The 18108-nt window shown below is 47.0% G+C and carries 12 protein-coding genes and 1 riboswitch; of the genes, 4 read left to right on the top strand and 8 right to left on the bottom strand.

Annotated features, from left to right (window positions below; all coding sequences use genetic code 11):
• Positions 1 to 13: 13 nt before the first annotated feature.
• Together AAHN97_RS09590 and AAHN97_RS09585 are read right to left on the bottom strand one after the other, a co-directional pair.
• Positions 14 to 1588, bottom strand: a complete 1575-nt coding sequence (locus AAHN97_RS09590) for a RagB/SusD family nutrient uptake outer membrane protein (protein WP_343307372.1) — start codon at positions 1586 to 1588, stop codon at positions 14 to 16.
• A gap of 22 nt (positions 1589 to 1610) precedes the next feature.
• Complete coding sequence (locus tag AAHN97_RS09585; RefSeq protein ID WP_343307370.1) at positions 1611 to 4730, bottom strand: SusC/RagA family TonB-linked outer membrane protein; 3120 nt, start codon at positions 4728 to 4730, stop codon at positions 1611 to 1613.
• A 191-nt stretch (positions 4731 to 4921) separates the two neighbouring features.
• Between AAHN97_RS09585 and AAHN97_RS09580 the strand changes: the two genes are divergently transcribed.
• Entirely contained in the window at positions 4922 to 5806 is an 885-nt protein-coding gene (locus AAHN97_RS09580) for an AraC family transcriptional regulator (protein ID WP_343307369.1), read from the top strand.
• A gap of 5 nt (positions 5807 to 5811) precedes the next feature.
• On the opposite strand, the gene AAHN97_RS09575 is transcribed toward AAHN97_RS09580, so the two are convergent.
• From AAHN97_RS09575 to AAHN97_RS09565, 3 genes are all read right to left on the bottom strand, one after another.
• Entirely contained in the window at positions 5812 to 6798 is a 987-nt protein-coding gene (locus tag AAHN97_RS09575) for an outer membrane beta-barrel protein (protein WP_343307368.1), read from the bottom strand.
• Between the two features lie 159 nt (positions 6799 to 6957).
• Positions 6958 to 7422, bottom strand: a complete 465-nt coding sequence (locus tag AAHN97_RS09570; RefSeq protein WP_343307367.1) for a LexA family protein — start codon at positions 7420 to 7422, stop codon at positions 6958 to 6960.
• 77 nt (positions 7423 to 7499) lie between these two features.
• On the bottom strand, positions 7500 to 9953 hold the full coding sequence (locus AAHN97_RS09565; protein WP_343307366.1) for a glycoside hydrolase family 2 TIM barrel-domain containing protein: 2454 nt from the start codon (positions 9951 to 9953) through the stop codon (positions 7500 to 7502).
• Between the two features lie 156 nt (positions 9954 to 10109).
• On the opposite strand from AAHN97_RS09565, the gene AAHN97_RS09560 reads away from it, so the two are divergent.
• Positions 10110 to 10655 carry a hypothetical protein gene (locus AAHN97_RS09560; RefSeq protein WP_343307365.1) on the top strand — a complete coding sequence of 182 codons (546 nt, stop codon included), beginning with the start codon at positions 10110 to 10112 and terminating at the stop codon, positions 10653 to 10655.
• Here the strand turns inward: AAHN97_RS09560 and AAHN97_RS09555 are convergent.
• The 3 genes from AAHN97_RS09555 to AAHN97_RS09545 form a co-directional block, all read right to left on the bottom strand.
• On the bottom strand, positions 10652 to 13099 hold the full coding sequence (locus tag AAHN97_RS09555; protein WP_343307364.1) for a bifunctional YncE family protein/alkaline phosphatase family protein: 2448 nt from the start codon (positions 13097 to 13099) through the stop codon (positions 10652 to 10654). The genes AAHN97_RS09560 and AAHN97_RS09555 overlap by 4 nt on opposite strands.
• A gap of 61 nt (positions 13100 to 13160) precedes the next feature.
• Positions 13161 to 14417 carry a voltage-gated chloride channel family protein gene (locus AAHN97_RS09550; RefSeq protein WP_343307363.1) on the bottom strand — a complete coding sequence of 419 codons (1257 nt, stop codon included), beginning with the start codon at positions 14415 to 14417 and terminating at the stop codon, positions 13161 to 13163.
• Between the two features lie 38 nt (positions 14418 to 14455).
• Positions 14456 to 14522: riboswitch (Fluoride riboswitch) on the bottom strand.
• A 7-nt stretch (positions 14523 to 14529) separates the two neighbouring features.
• A complete protein-coding gene (locus AAHN97_RS09545; RefSeq protein ID WP_343307362.1) occupies positions 14530 to 15555 on the bottom strand; it encodes an MBL fold metallo-hydrolase in 1026 nt (341 codons plus the stop codon).
• A gap of 78 nt (positions 15556 to 15633) precedes the next feature.
• On the opposite strand from AAHN97_RS09545, the gene AAHN97_RS09540 reads away from it, so the two are divergent.
• Both AAHN97_RS09540 and AAHN97_RS09535 read left to right on the top strand, forming a co-directional pair.
• The gene (locus AAHN97_RS09540) at positions 15634 to 16194 is read left to right on the top strand and encodes a LemA family protein (protein ID WP_343307361.1); all 561 of its coding nucleotides are present in this window, start codon (positions 15634 to 15636) and stop codon (positions 16192 to 16194) included.
• Positions 16195 to 16201: 7 nt separating this feature from the next.
• Positions 16202 to 18100, top strand: a complete 1899-nt coding sequence (locus AAHN97_RS09535) for a DUF2207 domain-containing protein (RefSeq protein ID WP_343307360.1) — start codon at positions 16202 to 16204, stop codon at positions 18098 to 18100.
• The last annotated feature ends 8 nt before the right edge of the window (positions 18101 to 18108 follow it).

Genomic DNA, 18108 nt, shown 5'->3' with positions numbered 1-18108 from the left:
ATAATTAAATTCCTTAAAAGTATCCGGGATTCTGCTTCACAGCTCCTTCAGAAATAATGATCTGGTTGGACGGGATAGGCCATAACGCGTGGATCTCAGGATTGAAATTGAAACCCTTGTTCTGCAATTCCACAGGATTCCTCTTTTCCCATACATCCGTACTGGTTTGCGTATTGTACAACACAAAACTTCCGTTCGGCCCCATGATGCTGTTGATCACCGGTTTGCCGGCCTGGTCTTTCCACCTGCGGATATCGTACAAACGGTCTCCTTCAAAAGCGAATTCAAGTCTTCTCTCTTTACGCACTGCATTGATGAGGTCCCAGCCGGTTAATGCCATATTCGTGGTGAGGTTCACCCTGTCGCGCACTCTTTTCAGAGAAGCAAGTGCCTCAGTTGTTTTATTCTGCATAGCACAGGCCTCTGCATGGATCAGCAGGGCTTCAGAAAACCGCAGGATCTTGTCGTTCAAAGCCGGCAATCCGTTCGCCGGTCTTTGTGCTTTTGGTATGTAATGTTTGCGGCTGAAACGTGCAGATTTAGAATGACTGTTCAACGCAGGATAAGGACGGCCATCGAAAGATGGTGTATTCGGATCACCTGCCACCGGTAAGCCATGGCGGTTGATGGTCCATTGCAAACGGATGCTGTCTCCTTCCGACTTATAAGCATTCTCCAGGTCGCTGGTGGCGGAATAATATCCCCAGCCGGCATCAGCAACAGAGTTCAGCATTTTTGCAAAATCGTTTGCCGGCAGGGCGGGTACCTGTGAGGAACCGTTCTGATGTTCAAAGATAGATTCCGTTCCATTCCTGTAAGTATAAGCCCATAACGTAGCAAAACTGGTTTCCAGGTTATATTCACCCTGGTCTATCACCTCTTTGGCTGCCAGCTCTGCCTTGGGCCAGTCTTCTATATACAGGTAGGTTTTAGCCAGCAGTGTTAATGCAGCGCCTTTGGATGCCCTGAACTTTTCCGTGGCAGGGTACTGTGATTTTTTAGGCAGTATTGCCACACCTTCCTGCAGATCGGCAATCACCTGGTCGTACACCTCTTTCACAGTGTTACGCGCAGGATGGTTATCCGGAGAAAGGATGGTTAGCACAATGGGTACACCTCCCCAGTTACGCACCAGGTCAAAGTAACACCAGGCGCGCAGGAACTTCAGTTCCGCAATGAACTGCTTTTTGCTGTTATCATCAATGGGCGCACGCTGGATACCTGCAATGGTGCTGTTGAAACGGCCGATACTTTTATAGAGGTCTATCCATTGAGCTTCATTCCTGTCGTTCGCAGCATCCAGTGTATAATGTGCTACCGCATCGTAAGTAGGGTGTGTGGATTGATAGGTGTTGCCTATCCACGCATTATCACTGGAAGCTTCTCCGGACAGGAAACGAAAGTTGAGTATTTCCCACCAGGTAGCATAATCTATAAAACGGTAAGCTACCAGTGTGGAAGTATTACATTGTGCGAGTGTGGTATAATATTGTGATTCTACGATCGCAGAGCCATAAGGGTCCTGGTCCAGTGAACAGGAACTCCCTCCTATAGCGAACCCTGCAAAGAGTAAGATGAATTTTTTCATAACAATGCTTTTGAAATTTTCTTTACAAACCAATGTTCAATCCGAATAAATAAGTTCTTGGAACCAGCATCTGGTAGTTATCCAACCCGTTGTAGGAGATGGAAGAATACCAGGGCACATCCGGATTCAGGCCTGAATAATTGGTAATGGTAAATAGGTTCTGTGCAGACACGTACACCCTTATATTCTTAATTCCTTTGATCAATTTTGGCGGAACGGTATAACCCAGTTGCATCACATTGCAGCGAACAAAATTTCCTTTCTCCAGGAAGAAGGTGGACATCTTTGTGAAGTTTCCATTGAGGTCTGTTTTCCGCAGGATCGGGAAACTATTCGTAGAACCAGGGCCGCTCCAGAACTGGTTCTGGAAACCAGACAGGAAGTTGTAATTAGGGCCGGGCACCATATTCCTCCTGTAGTTGTTGAAATTCTGCTGACCGAATACGCCGTACAATTCTGTTCTGAAATCAAAGTTGCTGTAATTGAGGGTGAGCGTTAAACCACCGGAGAATTTAGGGTAAGGGGATCCGATATCAGACAGGTCGCTGTTATCCAGTTTGCCATCTCCGTTATAATCCCTGAACTTCAGATCGCCCGCAGTAGCCTGTGGCTGCAGGCGCACGCCGTTCTTGTTCACATAAGCTGCCGCTTCTTCATTGGTCTGGAATACACCGTCTGCAATATACCCCCACCACACACCTGGTGCATGACCCACTGTGGTACGGGAGCGGAAAGTGGAGATCACTTCATTCGCTTCTCCGCCTATGATAGGATCTGAGGTAGAGAGGTAATTAATGGTACTTTTAAACTGGCTGAGGGTGAGGTTCAGGCCAAAGCTCAGTTTACGGGTGATATTATCCTTGTAACCTACTGCGATATCCCAGCCTTTGGTGGTCATCTTCCCGATGTTCACATTTTGTGTTGAAATATATCCCTGCGGATATCCCAGTACAGGATCTACTCTTACCGTTAAGGAAAGGTTATTGGGTGTTTTGATATAACGCTCTACGGTTACGTTCAGTTTATCGTGGAAAAGTGTTGCATCAAAACCTATGGTATAATCTTCCTGTATCTCCCAACGCAGTTCAGGGTTGCTGATGGTGCCGGGTGTATATCCATAGATAGGACCGCCGTTGGCATCTACATAATTGACAGGTGTTACATAGGACATGTATTCACCTACACTGCCAGGCAGGTTACCACCAGACCTTCCCCAGCCGGCCCTTAATTTAAAGTAGCTGAGCGTTTGGCTGATGCTTTCAAAGAAAGGCTCCTGTGACACCACCCATGCACCGGATACCGATGGGAAATAGCCCCAGCGGTATAAAGGATTTACGAGTGAAGAAGCGTCTGCCCGCATAGCGCCGCTGAGGTAATACTTTTCTTTATAGTTATAACGGAGTGAACCGAAGAAGGAAAGCATTTTCCCGAATGGTGCAGCACCGGGCTGATATCCTCCACCGCCGCCGGTTACGAGGTTACCTCCATTGATAAAGCGGAATGGTTCCGTATCAAAAGGAATATTCTCACGTGATGCATTAGAGCCTTTGGTAGTATAGTTATCATAGCTATGCCCCAGCAGTACGTTCACGGCATGGTCTGCAGGCAGCGGCAAAGTATAATCTGCCGTATTCGTGATCTTTAAGCGGCTGTTATAGGAAGTATTGGTACCAACCGTTGTTTTGGCATTGTAACTGTTTGTAGCGAAATAATATTTAGGCGCGTAAGTGTTCTGCTGAGAAAAGTTAGCGGTTGCATCCAGCGCTGTTTTAAGTACAAGACCCTTCAGTGGTTTCAGTTCCAGGTAAGTATTGAACTGGCCGCCGAAATATTCCCGCTTATCGAAATTAGTACGGAGGTTGAATTCCGGGCTCACAATGCCATTGAAGGAAGAACGGCCGACCATGCTGTAATAAGGATTAAAGGCCGTCATCAGGTCTGCGAAAGTACCTGTTAGTGCAGGCAGGGAAGCACGCACTTCTGCTTCCGTTCTATAAGGCGCTACAGTTGGGTCCATCGCAAAAGCAGGCCAGGTAAGGTTCAGCGGCGCAAAGGGATAATTCTCATAACGGGGTGCTAAGCCGAAACCCAGTTTCACCACTTTGTTGATGTCCCAATCCACATTCAGGCGGGCGGTGGCTTTCTTCCACTGGCCACCTCGGTCACCGGCATATGAACTCTCTGAATAATAACCCATGCTGCCAAAAACAGAGAGGCCTTCTTTTCCACCCGTCACGCTCATGTTATAACTCTGTTTGGTACCCTGCCCAAAGGTCTGATCCCAGTAATTGTTATCCTTCAACGTACTCACATCCGGGAAAGGAAGTGCTGTTCCGCTGTTCTCTGCGATCTTGTTCATAGTGGCAGCATATTCCTGCGCACCTGCGATCTTAATTTTAGGGGGTGTGGCAATACCATAGGCAGCCTGGAAGTTGATCTGCGTGGCACCTTTACCACGTTTTGTGGTGATCAGGATCACACCCTGACCGGAACGGGCACCATAGATGGAAGCGGCGGAAGCATCTTTCAGGATATCGATAGTGGCAATATCCAGGGGGTTAATGGTATTCATGAAATTGTAGCCTATTTCCATTCCATCTACGATCACCAGTGGTGTGGTATTACCGGTGATACTACTAAGGCCGCGCACCAGGATGCGGGGCTGCGAACCTACGGAACCATCTGCAGCCATCACCTGCACACCTGCCAGCTTACCTTGTATGGCTGTAGCCACAGTGCCGGAGGTATACGGTTCAATATCTTTGGCTGATATGGAAGAAATAGAAGTGGTCACATTCTTCCTGGCGGTAGACTGGTAGCCGATCACTACCACATCTGTCAGTTGTTTACTGTCCTCTTCCAGTGTAACGGCAATAAACTGGCGGCCGGATACAGATACTTCTTTTCTAATGAAGCCAATGGAAGAGATGATCAGTGTTGCGTCTGCCGGAGCGGTGAGTGAAAATTCACCCTGGGGGTTGGTAATGGCTCCTGTACCGGTTCCTTTCACCTGTACAGAAATATTTGGTAAGGGAGATTGATTACTGCCGGTGATCTTTCCTTTAATGACCGAGCCTTGTGAAAAAGCGGCATGGCAAAAAATGAAGGAAAAAACCCAGAAGAGCTGGAAGTGTTTTTTCATGTGTAAAGTTTTTTTACATCGTGGAATGAGTGTGGTTGACTGAGTACAAATATTGAAAGATAAACCCGGCGCTTCAATAGAGATTCTGATTGAAAAGATGGATTATCTTATTGGCGACATTTTACTACACCAGCAAAAACTTACCATGAAAGCTTCCCTCATGGATTTTTTTATTGTAATTTGGGCTGACCATGTTAAGAAAAAAAGAAGGATTCGAAGGCCAGCGGGCCATTATTGTTCCAAGGAAGATCATCACTGATCTCTGCGTCAGCAACCCGGTCATTGAAGGAGCTTTTGTGACGGATATCGGTTATTATCCCAAAGCGAAATATCACTTCCGCCAGCGGCTTCATGGTATTGATCAGAACATCCTGATCTATTGTGTGGAAGGAAAGGGAACTGCGCAGATCGGTAAACGCAAATATTCATTAGGGCCGGATACTTTTGTAGTGATCCCTGCGGGCAGTGCACATAGTTATGCGGCAGACGAAAATGATTCCTGGACCATCTATTGGATGCATTTCAAAGGCCCTGCCGCTAATGCGATCGTGGAAGCCATGATCAGGCAACACAGCGGGCATAGCGGTACCATTACTTTTCAGCAAAAGCGCCTGCATCTTTTTGAAGATATCTATGCCAGCCTGGAACGGGGTTATGGGAATGATAATCTGTGTTATGCCAATATGTGTTTATGGCATTTCTTATCTTCTTTTATGTATGATGATAAGTTCAACCTCTCTGAGAAAAAGCAAAGTACGGATGTGGTGGAAATGTCTATCAACTATATGCAACAGCAGTTGTCCAAAATGCTTACGCTGGCTAATATTGCGCAATCCGTTAACCTGTCTGCCTCCCACTATTCCAGCATCTTCCGGAAGAAAACGGGCTTTGCCCCTATGGAATACTTCAATCACCTGAAGATCCAGAAGGCATGCCAATACCTGATATTCACGGATCTCCGGGTGAAAGAAATAGCGTATAAACTGGGGATGGAAGATCCCTATTATTTTTCGCGGATGTTCAATAAACTGATGGGTGTTTCTCCCAATCATTATCGTACCAAGCGAGGCACCTGATGCGGTCAGAAACGTAACCGTACGCCCAGGTTGGCACCAAGACCACCTATATTGATATAGGACTTCAGGTCATTAGCAGGTGTATTATCATTCTTATAATTTGTTTTAGAACCGGCAGTACCGGTGGGTGTATTGGAATTCTGGTCCAGTGTGGTCACATAATCCGTTTCCCTTTCAGCAGTGCTGAGATCGTTCAGCCCTCTCCGTTGTGTTGAGATCACGGTTCCGTTAGTGGTGTTCACCACATTGGTCACTTCATTATACGCGGTCACTTCTTTGCTTTTGCTCTTCACCGGTACATTCCTGTATTCTGTTTCCAGGAAGATATCAAAGCGTTTGGCCACTGCATAAGTAACACCTAACGCTCCCTGGAATCCAATGGTAGGGCTTGGCTTCACTTCTTCCTCACGGTGTATGGCCGTCTGTGCCACTACGGTTGCCGGTTGCCCCGGCACAGCACTGGTACGGGTGGCTTCCGTTTCTATATTCAGGCGGCCCCACAATGGTACTACAAAACCAAAACGCACATAAGGGTTCCATTTTTCAAGACCGGGGCTGAACACCAGGCTGGGTGCAAAATCTATGGCATTCACATGCCCTCTTGATTCCACGCTCCCTACTGTTGTTGTAGTTCCCTGGATGGTGGTAACATTACGCGTCATCAGGTTCTTTACGCTCTGGAAGTAGTTGAAAGTACCTTCTATACCTACGTACCTATTGAAGTTATATCCCAGGGTTAAACCACCCCTGAAACCTTCTCCATAAGAGCCGGTCAGTACTTTTTCAGAAACCGTGGTGATACCGCCGGTAGTGGGGTTCACAACATCGTGCTGATCTCTTGGAGGATAAGGCCCTACATCCGGGAACTGGCCATTGGAAACACTGAAGAAATAACCTCCGGCGGCTTTTATGTAAAACTTACTTGTCTGTGCATGAGTAGTAGTAAATGCCAAAGCTAACATGGCTGTTATAAGCAGGTTCATCCGTTTCATATAAAACATTGTTTTGGTTACAGAAGCATGGTCTATAACACAGTAACAAAATATGAGCCGGGATGTTTCTGCCTGGGGTAATTTTAACATTATAGCTTAATGCCTTTCAGTGCTCATAAGTATTGAGGTTAAATGCAAAACTAAAGGTTACGGTATTTTTCAATGCCGCTTTCTCATTTCTTTGCGGTCAATGATCACCTGGGCTACCACACCCCATACCTGGAAGTCGTCTCCCTCCCTGATCATAATAGGATCATACACGGCGTTGGCAGGATATAACATCCAGCCGGCGGTAGATTTCACCAGGGTTTTAACCGTGAACTCTCCATTCAGTACAGCTACTACAATATCGTGTGGTTGTGGTTTCAGGGACCTGTCTACCACCAGGTAACTATTGTCTGGTATATGTTCATCCTGCATAGAATTACCATCTACCCGTACAATGTATACGGAGGGTTTGTTCATGCCTAAAAATGCAACGAGGTCTATATCTTCTTCCATGAAGTCTTGTGCCGGAGAGGGGAAGCCGGCTTTAACAGGTGTGCTCACATAGGGTAAAGGCAGCGTTTCTCTTTCCTGAAGCGTATAAAATTGCAGGTTCTCCTGCCGGGCAACGATTCTCATATCTACTAATTTATTTAGCAAACCTAGCTAATTAAATTAGTAGATATGAGGGGTATTAACCCAACACCGTCATCTTTTTATTTTAAGTTTAATGTAACTGTTTCCATGCCTTCACTTTTCACCGCAGCTACGTTCTTTCCATTTTTAGTATCCACACGAATGATGGCTCTACCGCTGTATAACTGCACAAATCTGGATCCGGAGGAAGTACCCTGGTTGTCTATCAGTTTACCATCTCCTGCCAGCGAGAATCTTACCCAGTTAGCAGCATCGGGGCAATACACATTATTACTGTCAAATACTTTTACTTCCAGTGTGGCAATACCTTTCTCCAATGCAATCTGCTGCAGGGTCATCTTTGCAGGTTTGCTCCATTTCGCTGTTTGGTATTCAAAAGAAACCTGGTCCTGTGTAGTTTCTTTTCCTTTGCGCGCCACTACTTTCACTTCGTTCTTTCCTTTATTGAACACTACCTCCCAGCGTAAACCTGCTGCAGGGAAATCCTGGCTGTTGCGTTTCTTTTTACCAAGGCTCTTTCCGTTTACAAACAACTCTGCTTCTTCACAATTGGAATATACTTTCACCATTTTACTTTCTCCTTCACTCCCCCATCTTACCGGCCAGGAATGGCCATAGATACGTGCCATGGGTTTGGTTGCCCAATACGACTGAAACACATAATATGCATCCTTGGGTGTGAGGTCTCTTTCCACCAGGCCTTTCTGATTCATATAGGGCACAGGGTTATCCGGCCGTATAGGTGTAGAGAAATCTTTGAACACCCATTGCGCGGTACCTGTGAGCCATGGCATGGTTTCCTGTTCTTTCAGGTGCCAGTCCATGAGATTGCAGATATAACTTTCACTCCAGTCTCCGTCTTTTGATACGCGTGCTGCGCCACCATATAAAGAAGCATCACCTGCACGTTCATCTGTACCATTGCCTGTTTTGACGTTCTGCAGCGCTTTATCCGGTGTTTCAGAATGGCGGCCTGCATGGCTGTCACCACCCCACTCTACGTGCAGGAAGCGATCTACTTTTTTGAATTCGTCTTCCGATGTTTGTTTATACTCTGTGTAAATACCGCGGTACCAGCCTGCCCAGATAGAGGGAGAATATACATCTACAATATCCTTACAGAAATCACAACGGCGGATGGCCGTTTTGCGGGAAGGATCCAGTTTATGAGAAAGATCATTCAGTTCTTTCATGAACGTGCGAATCTTTTCTTTATCGAATTCAGGGAAGTCGCCGGGCCAGTCGTTCTCATTCCCGAGGCCCCAGATGATCACGGAAGGATGATTGTGATGTTGCTCGATCATATTCGTGAGCATACGTTTAGCCTGCTCCTTATAGGTTTTGCCACCCAGTCCGCCACGGCACCAGGGGATCTCTTCCCATACTACAATACCAAGACTATCGCACAACTGCAGGATAGTGCGGGATTGTTGGTAATGGCCCAGGCGGATGAAATTCACGCCCATGTCTTTCATGAGGATCATTTCCCTGCGCATCATATCATCGGTCATAGCAGCAGCTACACCTGCATGATCTTCATGACGGTGGGTACCATTCAGCAAAAGTCTTTGGCCGTTCAGGAAGAAAGGTCCCTGCTTTTCGAATTTAAAAGAGCGAAAACCAATCTTTTCGATCTGTGTATAGGTACCATTCCCTGCAGTAACCGATGTTTCCACCGTGTACAATGCAGGAGATGTGGTGCTCCATAATTTGGGCTCTTTTACTTTGAATGCAGCAACAGGTACATGCGCTTTGATGTCCAGGCCATCAATCTCATAGGAAGCCTGATCAATTACTTTACCGGCGGGGTCTTTCAATACCGTTTTAAACAACGCTTTATTGAATCCGTACTTGTTGTACGGATAAACTTCCACCGCCATATTACCTGATGCTTCCGTTACCACCTGCAGTCTTTGAATAGACAAAGCCGGTGCATACACCAGGTTCAGGTAACGGTAAATGCCGCCATATACATTAAAGTCAGATAAGCTGGAAGGGATCATTTCCAGGTCACGGCTATTATCTGTTCTGATGGATATGGGAATATTTTCCTTGAACTGCTGCTTATAGGCAGGGGTCTTCCGGAAAGCAGCTACTGCATCCGTGATGTCTACCGTCCATTCATCATAACCGCCGATATGGCTGCCAACTTTGGTCGTGTATACATACACGTCCGTTTTCTGACCGGCACCTTCAAAGTGAAGGAGCGTTCTGCCGTTTGCATAAGGGTTGCTGATCTTCAGCTGTGTACGGTACCATGCGGGGCCCTGGTAATAGTTGAGATCCGGATCTACGCAATCGTTTGCATTAACGCAATGCGGAAGAGAGATCGCTTCCCATAAAGGAGATGCCTCCGGTGCGCCTTTGCCCACAGGGCGTACGGCTTCCCAGATGCCTCCCAGGTCCGACCGCAGGAATTCCCAACCGTTATTTAGTCTTGATTTTTGCTGGGCCTGTGTGGAGCAGGCACCTACCAGCGCAATAGCCAGTAATAAGTACTTTTTAATTTGCATGATCAGTTTATCAGAAGGGCAAGATAAGGAAGAGTTCTCAACCGCACAATCGGGGAATTGATGGAGAAATCGCATTTCAGGATACTTTTCTTACATTTCAATCGCTATTTTGGCATTTAAACACCCTTCGCCTATACCTTTATTAAAATTCAACGCTTGAAACGTATCATTTTATTGCAGCTATTTATCCTTATCGCTCTGCAGGCCATTAGCCAGGAAGGCCTGAAGCCTTCCCAGGTAAAAGCAAATCTTCTCTTAATCGGTGCTTCTGTTAATTATGAAAAAAGCATCTCCCGGCGTACTTCCTTAAACTTTGAAGCCAGCCTGAACTATGGTTTCTTTTATGCCTATAGTAGCTTTGCGGGTGAAAGTTTCGGTTATACATTAGCGCCTACGCTCTCCGCAGAAGGCCGCCATTATTATAACCTGGATAAAAGGGTGAGTAAGGGCAAATCCATCACCAATAACTCCGGGAACTTTCTGAGTGTGGAACTGGGTTATAGCTTTACCCCTATTGCTTACGATAATATGTACAATAACCCGGCTGTTGCCATCACTCCTTCCTGGGGTATGCAACGCGGCATAGGCAAACGATTCAGTTTTGAGCTGTTGCTGGGCTATTCCTTCCGGTACGACAGTCGCGCTGAAGAAGGAAGCGCAACGCCGGCCATAGGGCTTAAATTCGGCTATATACTTTATTAATCGTCTTCATCTTCGTCCTCCTCTTTTCCGGTATTCTTTAAAAAGGCGCTGCGCCGGGGAGCGGGCATTTCGCTCCACTCTCCTTTCACCGCCTTCCAGATCACCTCACTAAAGAGCAGGTCTGGTATCCGGTCTTCTTTACTGAAATCGAATTGCTCACTTAGTTTTGCACTGGCTGTAGTAGCAGTATTGCGCTCATTGAGGTCCACATTTGCCTTAAGCGCCCTGAAAGGCGCCAGGTCAGGTATTGCCATAAAACTTTTCCACATGGGAGTGGCAGCTGCGTCGTACTGGCTCATCGGTGGCAATCCCAGAATGAGTTCCATTGTTCTTAACATGGAAGAAGTGGAATACATAGTATGATCCACAAACCCTCTTTTAACATAGGGGCCGGCCACAAATGCAGTTGTACGATGTGCATCCACATGGTCCGGTCCATTCTGCGCATCATCTTCCACTACAAATACAACACTTTCTTTCCATACACTGCTCTTTGATAAATGTTCTATGAACATACCCAGTGCCCAGTCGTTATCCGCAACATGTGCAAAAGGTGTAGGACGGCCTTTTTTCAGGCCTTCTGTATGGTTATTGCCAAAACGGACCGTATTGAACTGCGGCAGCGCATTAACAGCCACCAGTGAATCAAATTCCTGCTTCCATTGGTGAAAACGGGTAGTATCTCTCGTAGTAAGGCCATAACTCGTGTAATAAGGACAAAAATGCCCTGCCAGTGCAGGGATATTGGGCTTCCCATCATCCGCGAACTCTCCGTAAGTGCGATAGCTCACACCGGCACGTTTACAATAGTCCCAGATAAAGCCTTTTTTGGGGTTCGCTACTTCACGCTGCCCTTCCCCCGGGTAAGTACCTCCACGGCCACCATAACTGGTTGGCCAGTTCTTTTCCAGGAAATCTGTGGCATGTGCTGAAGTACTCCAGTTATGCCCGTCTGCACTTACTTCTCCATCTACATAAAAATTGTCCAGCAGCACAAACTCCCGGGCCAGCTTATGTTGATTGGGGGTGATCTTTTCTCCGAACAACACTAAGCTGGTATCGCCGTTCCCTTCCGGCATATCACCCAATACCTGGTCATACGTTCTGTTTTCCTTGATGACATAGAAAACATGTTTTATAGGTGAGGGATCACCGATCTTCATAGGAATGGGATTACCTGCCTCACCGGAAGAAACGGTTTCTTTTTCCTTAGAATAAGGCGTGTTCATATACACAGCCCCGGAATATATTGCCAGGTCTGCATCTGACGGTTCATCGATCACAGACATCGTGCCTTTTAGCAGGCCACCGATATATTCCACCTGCTTTGGTGCAACAGCATCGCCCTCATGGCGGGTGACCCTTTGCTGTGGCTTCACAGGATTGGGGCCGTTAGGATTTGCAAAAGAAGAAAAGCCTTTTCCATTGGAAACAAAGATCCTTTTACCGATCACTTTAATGTTGGTGGGATACCATCCTACTGGTATAAACCCCTTTGATCTGCTTCGCCCCGGCTCCGCCACATCAAATACAGCGAGGCAATTATTGTCTGCATTAGCTACATATAAGGTCTTTTCATTAGTGGACAATGCAAGTCCGTTAGAAGTTGAGCCAGCAGGAGCATCAGGGTATAATGCTGCATTCAGCACCTCCTTTATTTTACGTGATCTTATATCTATCACGGAAACACTATTATCATTCGCATTGGCAACAAACAAATAATTGCCCTTTTTATTAAGCAGCAGTTCATTCGGATTATCGCCTACGGCTATAGTGGCAATGGTCTTTCTCTGCCTGGTATCAAGTACCAATAGCTTATCTCCTCCCCACAAAGAAATATATAGCTCATTCTTTTTGGGGGATAGTAAGCAGGTATAGGCTTCGGCACCCAGTTCCTGCCGGTACAGGGTCTTTTTATCAATGAGACTGATCACGTACAACGCATTATCTTCTTTCGTCACCACATACATCAACTGCGCCGCATCATCTATTTCAATTCCTGCCGGAGATATTTTCACTGGCCACTTTTCACCCAGGATAATACTGTCTTTTAAACGCAGTTTATGTTGAATGATCTCGTACTGAAGTATCCTGTTATCATTGCCACCGGAAGCATAGATGTATTTTTCATTGGCGCTGAATTTAAGGCCATACCATGATTTGGGAATCACCACATTATCCAGCACGGTTTCGGTTTTAGTATCGATTAACTGAATGCTTTGCACACTTTGCCCGTTATTGGTCACCGCTATCCATTTCTTTGACGGAGAAACCGCCATGTTCAAAGGCAGATCTCCCAGTTTCAGGGAACGGCCGGCGGGAGAAAGATGCCATCCGTTAGGAAGCCTTACCCGGCCCTGGTTCAATTGATCATCCAGCTTAACCTGCTGAGCTGTTGTCACTAGTGTGCTTAAACAAAAAATAAAGGATGCCAGGTGTTTCATTTATCCGGATTTTATTGGGAATCTGTAAATATCCTACATGTAATGTTACCCTATTATTAAGTTATTTTCCCAGTTTGGTAACGGCTACCCGCTGTGCGGAATAGATCCCTGAACGCCCGCTGAAATAATAGGCAGTGAAGCAGGCGATGGCGAAATACAGGATATGATCCGTGCCGAATAGTTCTGCTCCCATGATCGTACAGGCGATGGGGGTATTGGTAGCAGCGGCGAATACGGCAATAAAACCTAAGCCGGCAAAGAGATCTACCGGTGCACCGGTTAAAATGGCCAGGGTGTTGCCCAGTGCTGCACCTATGAAGAACAGGGGTGTTACTTCTCCCCCTTTAAATCCCATCCCCAAAGTAACCGCCGTAAATACCAGCTTCCAGAGCCAGCTCCAGGAGGTAACGCCGTTTTTTTGAAAAGCATTCACGATAGAAATGCCATCCGGCGACTTAGCGGTAACGCCCAGACCGAGATAATCGTTGGTCCCTGCAATAAACGTGAGGGCTATGATCATTACTCCTCCCACTACGGGGATCATCCATTTATGGCTTTTAATGCTGCGGTTGGCCAATGTTTTCACCCCATGAGAAGCTTCTGCAAATAAGTAACCGGCCAGTCCAAAGGCTACACCCGCCAGCACCACTTTTGCTATTAATACATAATCAAAGCGGCTAAACGCTGTGCTATTGATATGGTAGATGGTATGATGAATGCCCCAGGCACTGCAAACAATGTCTGCAAACAAACTGGCGATGAGGCAGGGCACCAGGGCGTTGTATTTGATCCTTCCGGTTGCGATCACTTCCAGGGCAAAGATGGCACCGGTGAGCGGGGTGCCAAATACAGCACCGAAGCCTGCGGCAATACCCATCATCAGTATAATGCGGATATCTTCTTTAGAGAGGCGGAACCATTTGCCTAATAACTGCGCCATGCTGCCGCCGATCTGCACTGCGGTTCCTTCCCTTCCGGCAGAACCTCCGAATAAATGCGTGATCAATGTGGTGATAAGTACCAATGGTGCCATGCGGGCCGGTACACCACCACCCGGTTCATGGATCTCCTCCATAATGAGGTTATTCCCTGCTTCTGCATTTTTGCCCCATAACTTGTAAAGGAAATGGATCGCGATCCCTGCAAGGGGCAATAGATAAAGTAACCATTCATGTTCCCAGCGGAACCGGGTAACCAGGTCCAGCAACCAGAGGAATAAGGCTACGAGTGAGCCGGCTACTATGGATACAGGAATTGCCAATACCGTCCAGTACAGGAGATGACGTGCGATTAAGAAATGTTCAAAGGATTTTTTCATACCTACAAATAACTTTTTTAACCGGCAGGGGCCAGTGTTAATTTGTAGGCGCCATTAGCTTCGGAGAAGCGGTTGGGTCAGGAAGACACCATTTCCTGTTTATGGGACTAAATTAATGAAATAATTCTAATTGTGAAATACCATCGTTCCGGGATGCTGATCTGCGGCTGCGGTTGGCCTTGGATTCCGGGAGGGCTTTTATCCTGTTGGCAATGGGTACCGACTTTTCCACCGGGGCACTGGTAACCTGGAGGGTAACAGGTTCCACCCTTTCCACCGGAGCATTGGTAACCTGGAGGGTAACAGGTTCCGACCTTTCCACCGGAGCACTGGTAACCTGGAGGGTAACAGGTTCCGCCCTTTCCACCGGAGCGCCCGTAACATGGTATACCGCTGTTTCCTGGTAGCGGGAAGCCACAATGATCTGCGTACCATTTGCATGCTGATCGAACAAAGACTGCACCAGCTGCGGATCATTATTATCCCTGGAAAGATGGGATAATAACAGATGGCTCATAAATTCCGGGCGGCAATTGGTAAAAAGTGTGAGTGCCTGTGTGTTGGACAAGTGGCCTTTGCCTCCGCGGATCCGGTTCTTCAGAAAAACAGGATACCTGCCTTTTTCCAACATCACCTCATCATAATTTGCTTCCAGGAATGCGGCATGGCATTGCCGGAAATGATGAACGAGGTTATTACAGGGCACGCCGATATCCGTGAATACGCCTACGGTGACAGCTTCCTGTGTGATGGTAAAGCTATGTGGTTCTGCGGCATCGTGTTCTTTGGCGAACGCCTTCACACTGAGTTTCCCAATATTAACGGGGTCCTGTATACTAAAAGGTGAAACCAGGTGGTCCTTTAATTGCAGGCCGCCATGTTTTAATGTATCTGACGTAATGTAAACCGGCAGCTGGTATTTATTGGAAAGCACGGTCACCCCGCGAATATGGTCTATATGTTCATGTGAAATAAACACCGCCTTCACCTTTTGCATGGACAGCCCCAGCCGCTGCATGCGCCGCTCCGTTTCGCGGCAGGATATTCCTGCATCGATCAGCACGGCCTCGTTGTCGTTTCCGACATAGTAGCAGTTTCCGTTACTCCCTGAATTAAGTGATGTGATGAATAAAGACATACGATCCACAAATGTAGGGAAATGAATTCGGGTACCGCGAATCAAATATTTCGATTAATTTCCCGGTAAATTTTCACTATGGGTACTTCTACAATTGTCATACTGGCCGTTGTTGTTATCATCGGGCTATGGGCAGTATCTCTCTACAACAAGCTGGTTAGTAAAAGAACGCTTGTAAAGGAAGCCTGGAGCGGCATTGACGTTAGCCTCAAAAAGAGGTACGACCTGCTGCCGAACCTGGTGGAAACAGTAAAAGGATATGCTGCACATGAAAAGAGCACCCTGGAGGAAGTGACACGTTACCGTACTGCTTCCATGAATGCAGGCTCCACCGCTGAAAAAGCACAGGCTGAAAGCGGGCTCACCCGTGCGCTGGGTTCCTTATTTGCCATAGCGGAGAATTATCCTGATCTGAAAGCCAGTGAAAACTTCCGGGAATTACAGGCAGAACTGTCTGCCATAGAGAATAACCTGGAATCTGCCCGCCGCTACTATAATGGCACGGTGAGGGAGAATAACATCCTCGTAGAAAGTTTCCCTTCCAATATTGTTGCCGGCATGTTCAAGTTTGAGAAAAGCGAATTCTTTGAAATAGAAGATAACTCCCATCGGGAAAGACCCCTTGTTTCTTTCCAATAACCCGCTTATGAAGAAATTCTTTTTATTCCTGGCAATGCTTGCTGCCACTGCTTGTGCGCAGGCCCAGGAGGAATACCATGCAGAAGAGATCCTCTCCTTTCATGCAGCCATCACTATCGATACTACCGGCCTCATTACGATCACGGAGCATATCAAAGTATTTGCTGCAGGGGATCAGATCAGGAAAGGCATTTTCAGAACCATCCCCGTTTACCGGAAAGATATTTATGGCCATAAAAAACGGGTAGACATTACCGTTCATGAGGTCACTAAAAACGGCCAGCAGGAACCTTATGTAACGTTAAATGAAGGCGAAAACACAAAGATCAGGATCGGTGATAAAGATGTTGACCTGGATCCCGGCGTATACGAATATGCCATTCACTATGAAACCAGGGGCCACATCGGGTTCTTTGAGGACTTTGATGAACTTTACTGGAATGTAACCGGGAACGACTGGAGCCTGCCTATTATCAAAGCTTCTGCATCTGTAACCTTACCTTCCGGCGCCGGCATCAAACGCACCGCCTGTTATACCGGCCCGTTTGGTTCAAAGGAAACAAACTGTTCTGTAGCATATGACTCGTTGGGTAAACCAACCTTCACCTGCAACCAGGTGTTGAACCCCGGAGATGGTTTCACCATTGCGGTAGCTTTTCCCATGGGATTGATAAAAAGACCACCGCCGCCCGGCATTGGTGAGCGTGTATTAGGTTTTCTCAATGACTACAAAGAAATACCCTTCCTGGCCATCCTGTTCGGCTTCTTCTTTTATACCTGGCGCAGATATGGTGTAGACCCGCGCAAACCTGTGGTAGTACCAACATTCGAGCCACCGGATAACCTCTCTCCTGCTGCGATCGCTTACCTCTATACCCGGCAGACCGGCAACAAGTCATTTACGGCAGCACTGGTAGACATGGCGGTGAAAAAAGTGATCCACATCAAAGATGAAGACAAAGAGGATTACGTGATTGAAAAAGGCAAAACGGCACACACCATCCTGCCGGTAGAAGAGCAGAAGATCTATTCAGAATTATTGCGCAACAAAGAGAATATCAGGGTGAATAATAAGAACCATGCAAAGTTTTCTGCAGCGCGTTCGGCGTTCACCAGCTCCATTACCGGGCAATTCAATATCAAATCCTATTACCGCTCCAATATCAGGCTTATTGTATATGGTGGTTTAATGTTACTGGCAGTTCTGGCACTCTACCTGTTCCTCAGCAATGGAGAAGATGCATTCCCCATTCTTTTCATTGTACCTTTTCTGGCCGTAGGAAGCGTGCTGCTCTTTACCGGTGTAAAAATGATAAAGGAAGGTTGCGCCGGCTATGCATTTCTGATAGGGGGCGGATTATTCCTGTTTGCACCATTGATCTTCCTGGTACAGTTCCTGGCGGGATTTTCCCCGTTATCGCTGGTGTTCCTTGGTGCGGTTGTAACAGGATATGTAGCATACATCTATCTGATCAAAGCCCCTACTCCTTTGGGTGCGGAAAAATCAGCAGCGATCGAAGGATTTAAAATGTATATGGAAACAGCGGAGGAAGACAGGCTGGACATGCTTACGCCACCAGAAAAAACACCGGAACTGTTTGAAAGGCTATTGCCTTATGCCATTGCCTTAGGACTGGAAAACGCATGGGGAGAAAAATTCAAGGACGTACTAACGCAGGCCAACTATACACCGGAATGGTATGCAGGTAACGAGATCCATAATTACAACCGTTTCTCCACTGCTTTTGTTTCTTCCGTATCACATGCGCAGATTGATCCTACACCTCCTTCCAGCAGCTCAGGCAGCAGCAGTGGCAGTAGCGGCAGCTCCAGTTGGAGTTCAGGAAGCAGCAGCAGCGGATCTTCCGGTGGTGGTGGCGGCGGCGGCGGTGGTGGCGGCTGGTAATTGCCTGC

The sequence above is a fragment of the Chitinophaga niabensis genome (assembly GCF_039545795.1).
GTDB classification, from domain to species: Bacteria; Bacteroidota; Bacteroidia; order Chitinophagales; family Chitinophagaceae; genus Chitinophaga; species Chitinophaga niabensis_B.
Note: the sequence above shows the minus strand (reverse complement) of the source record. Positions and strands in the feature narration are given on the sequence as shown.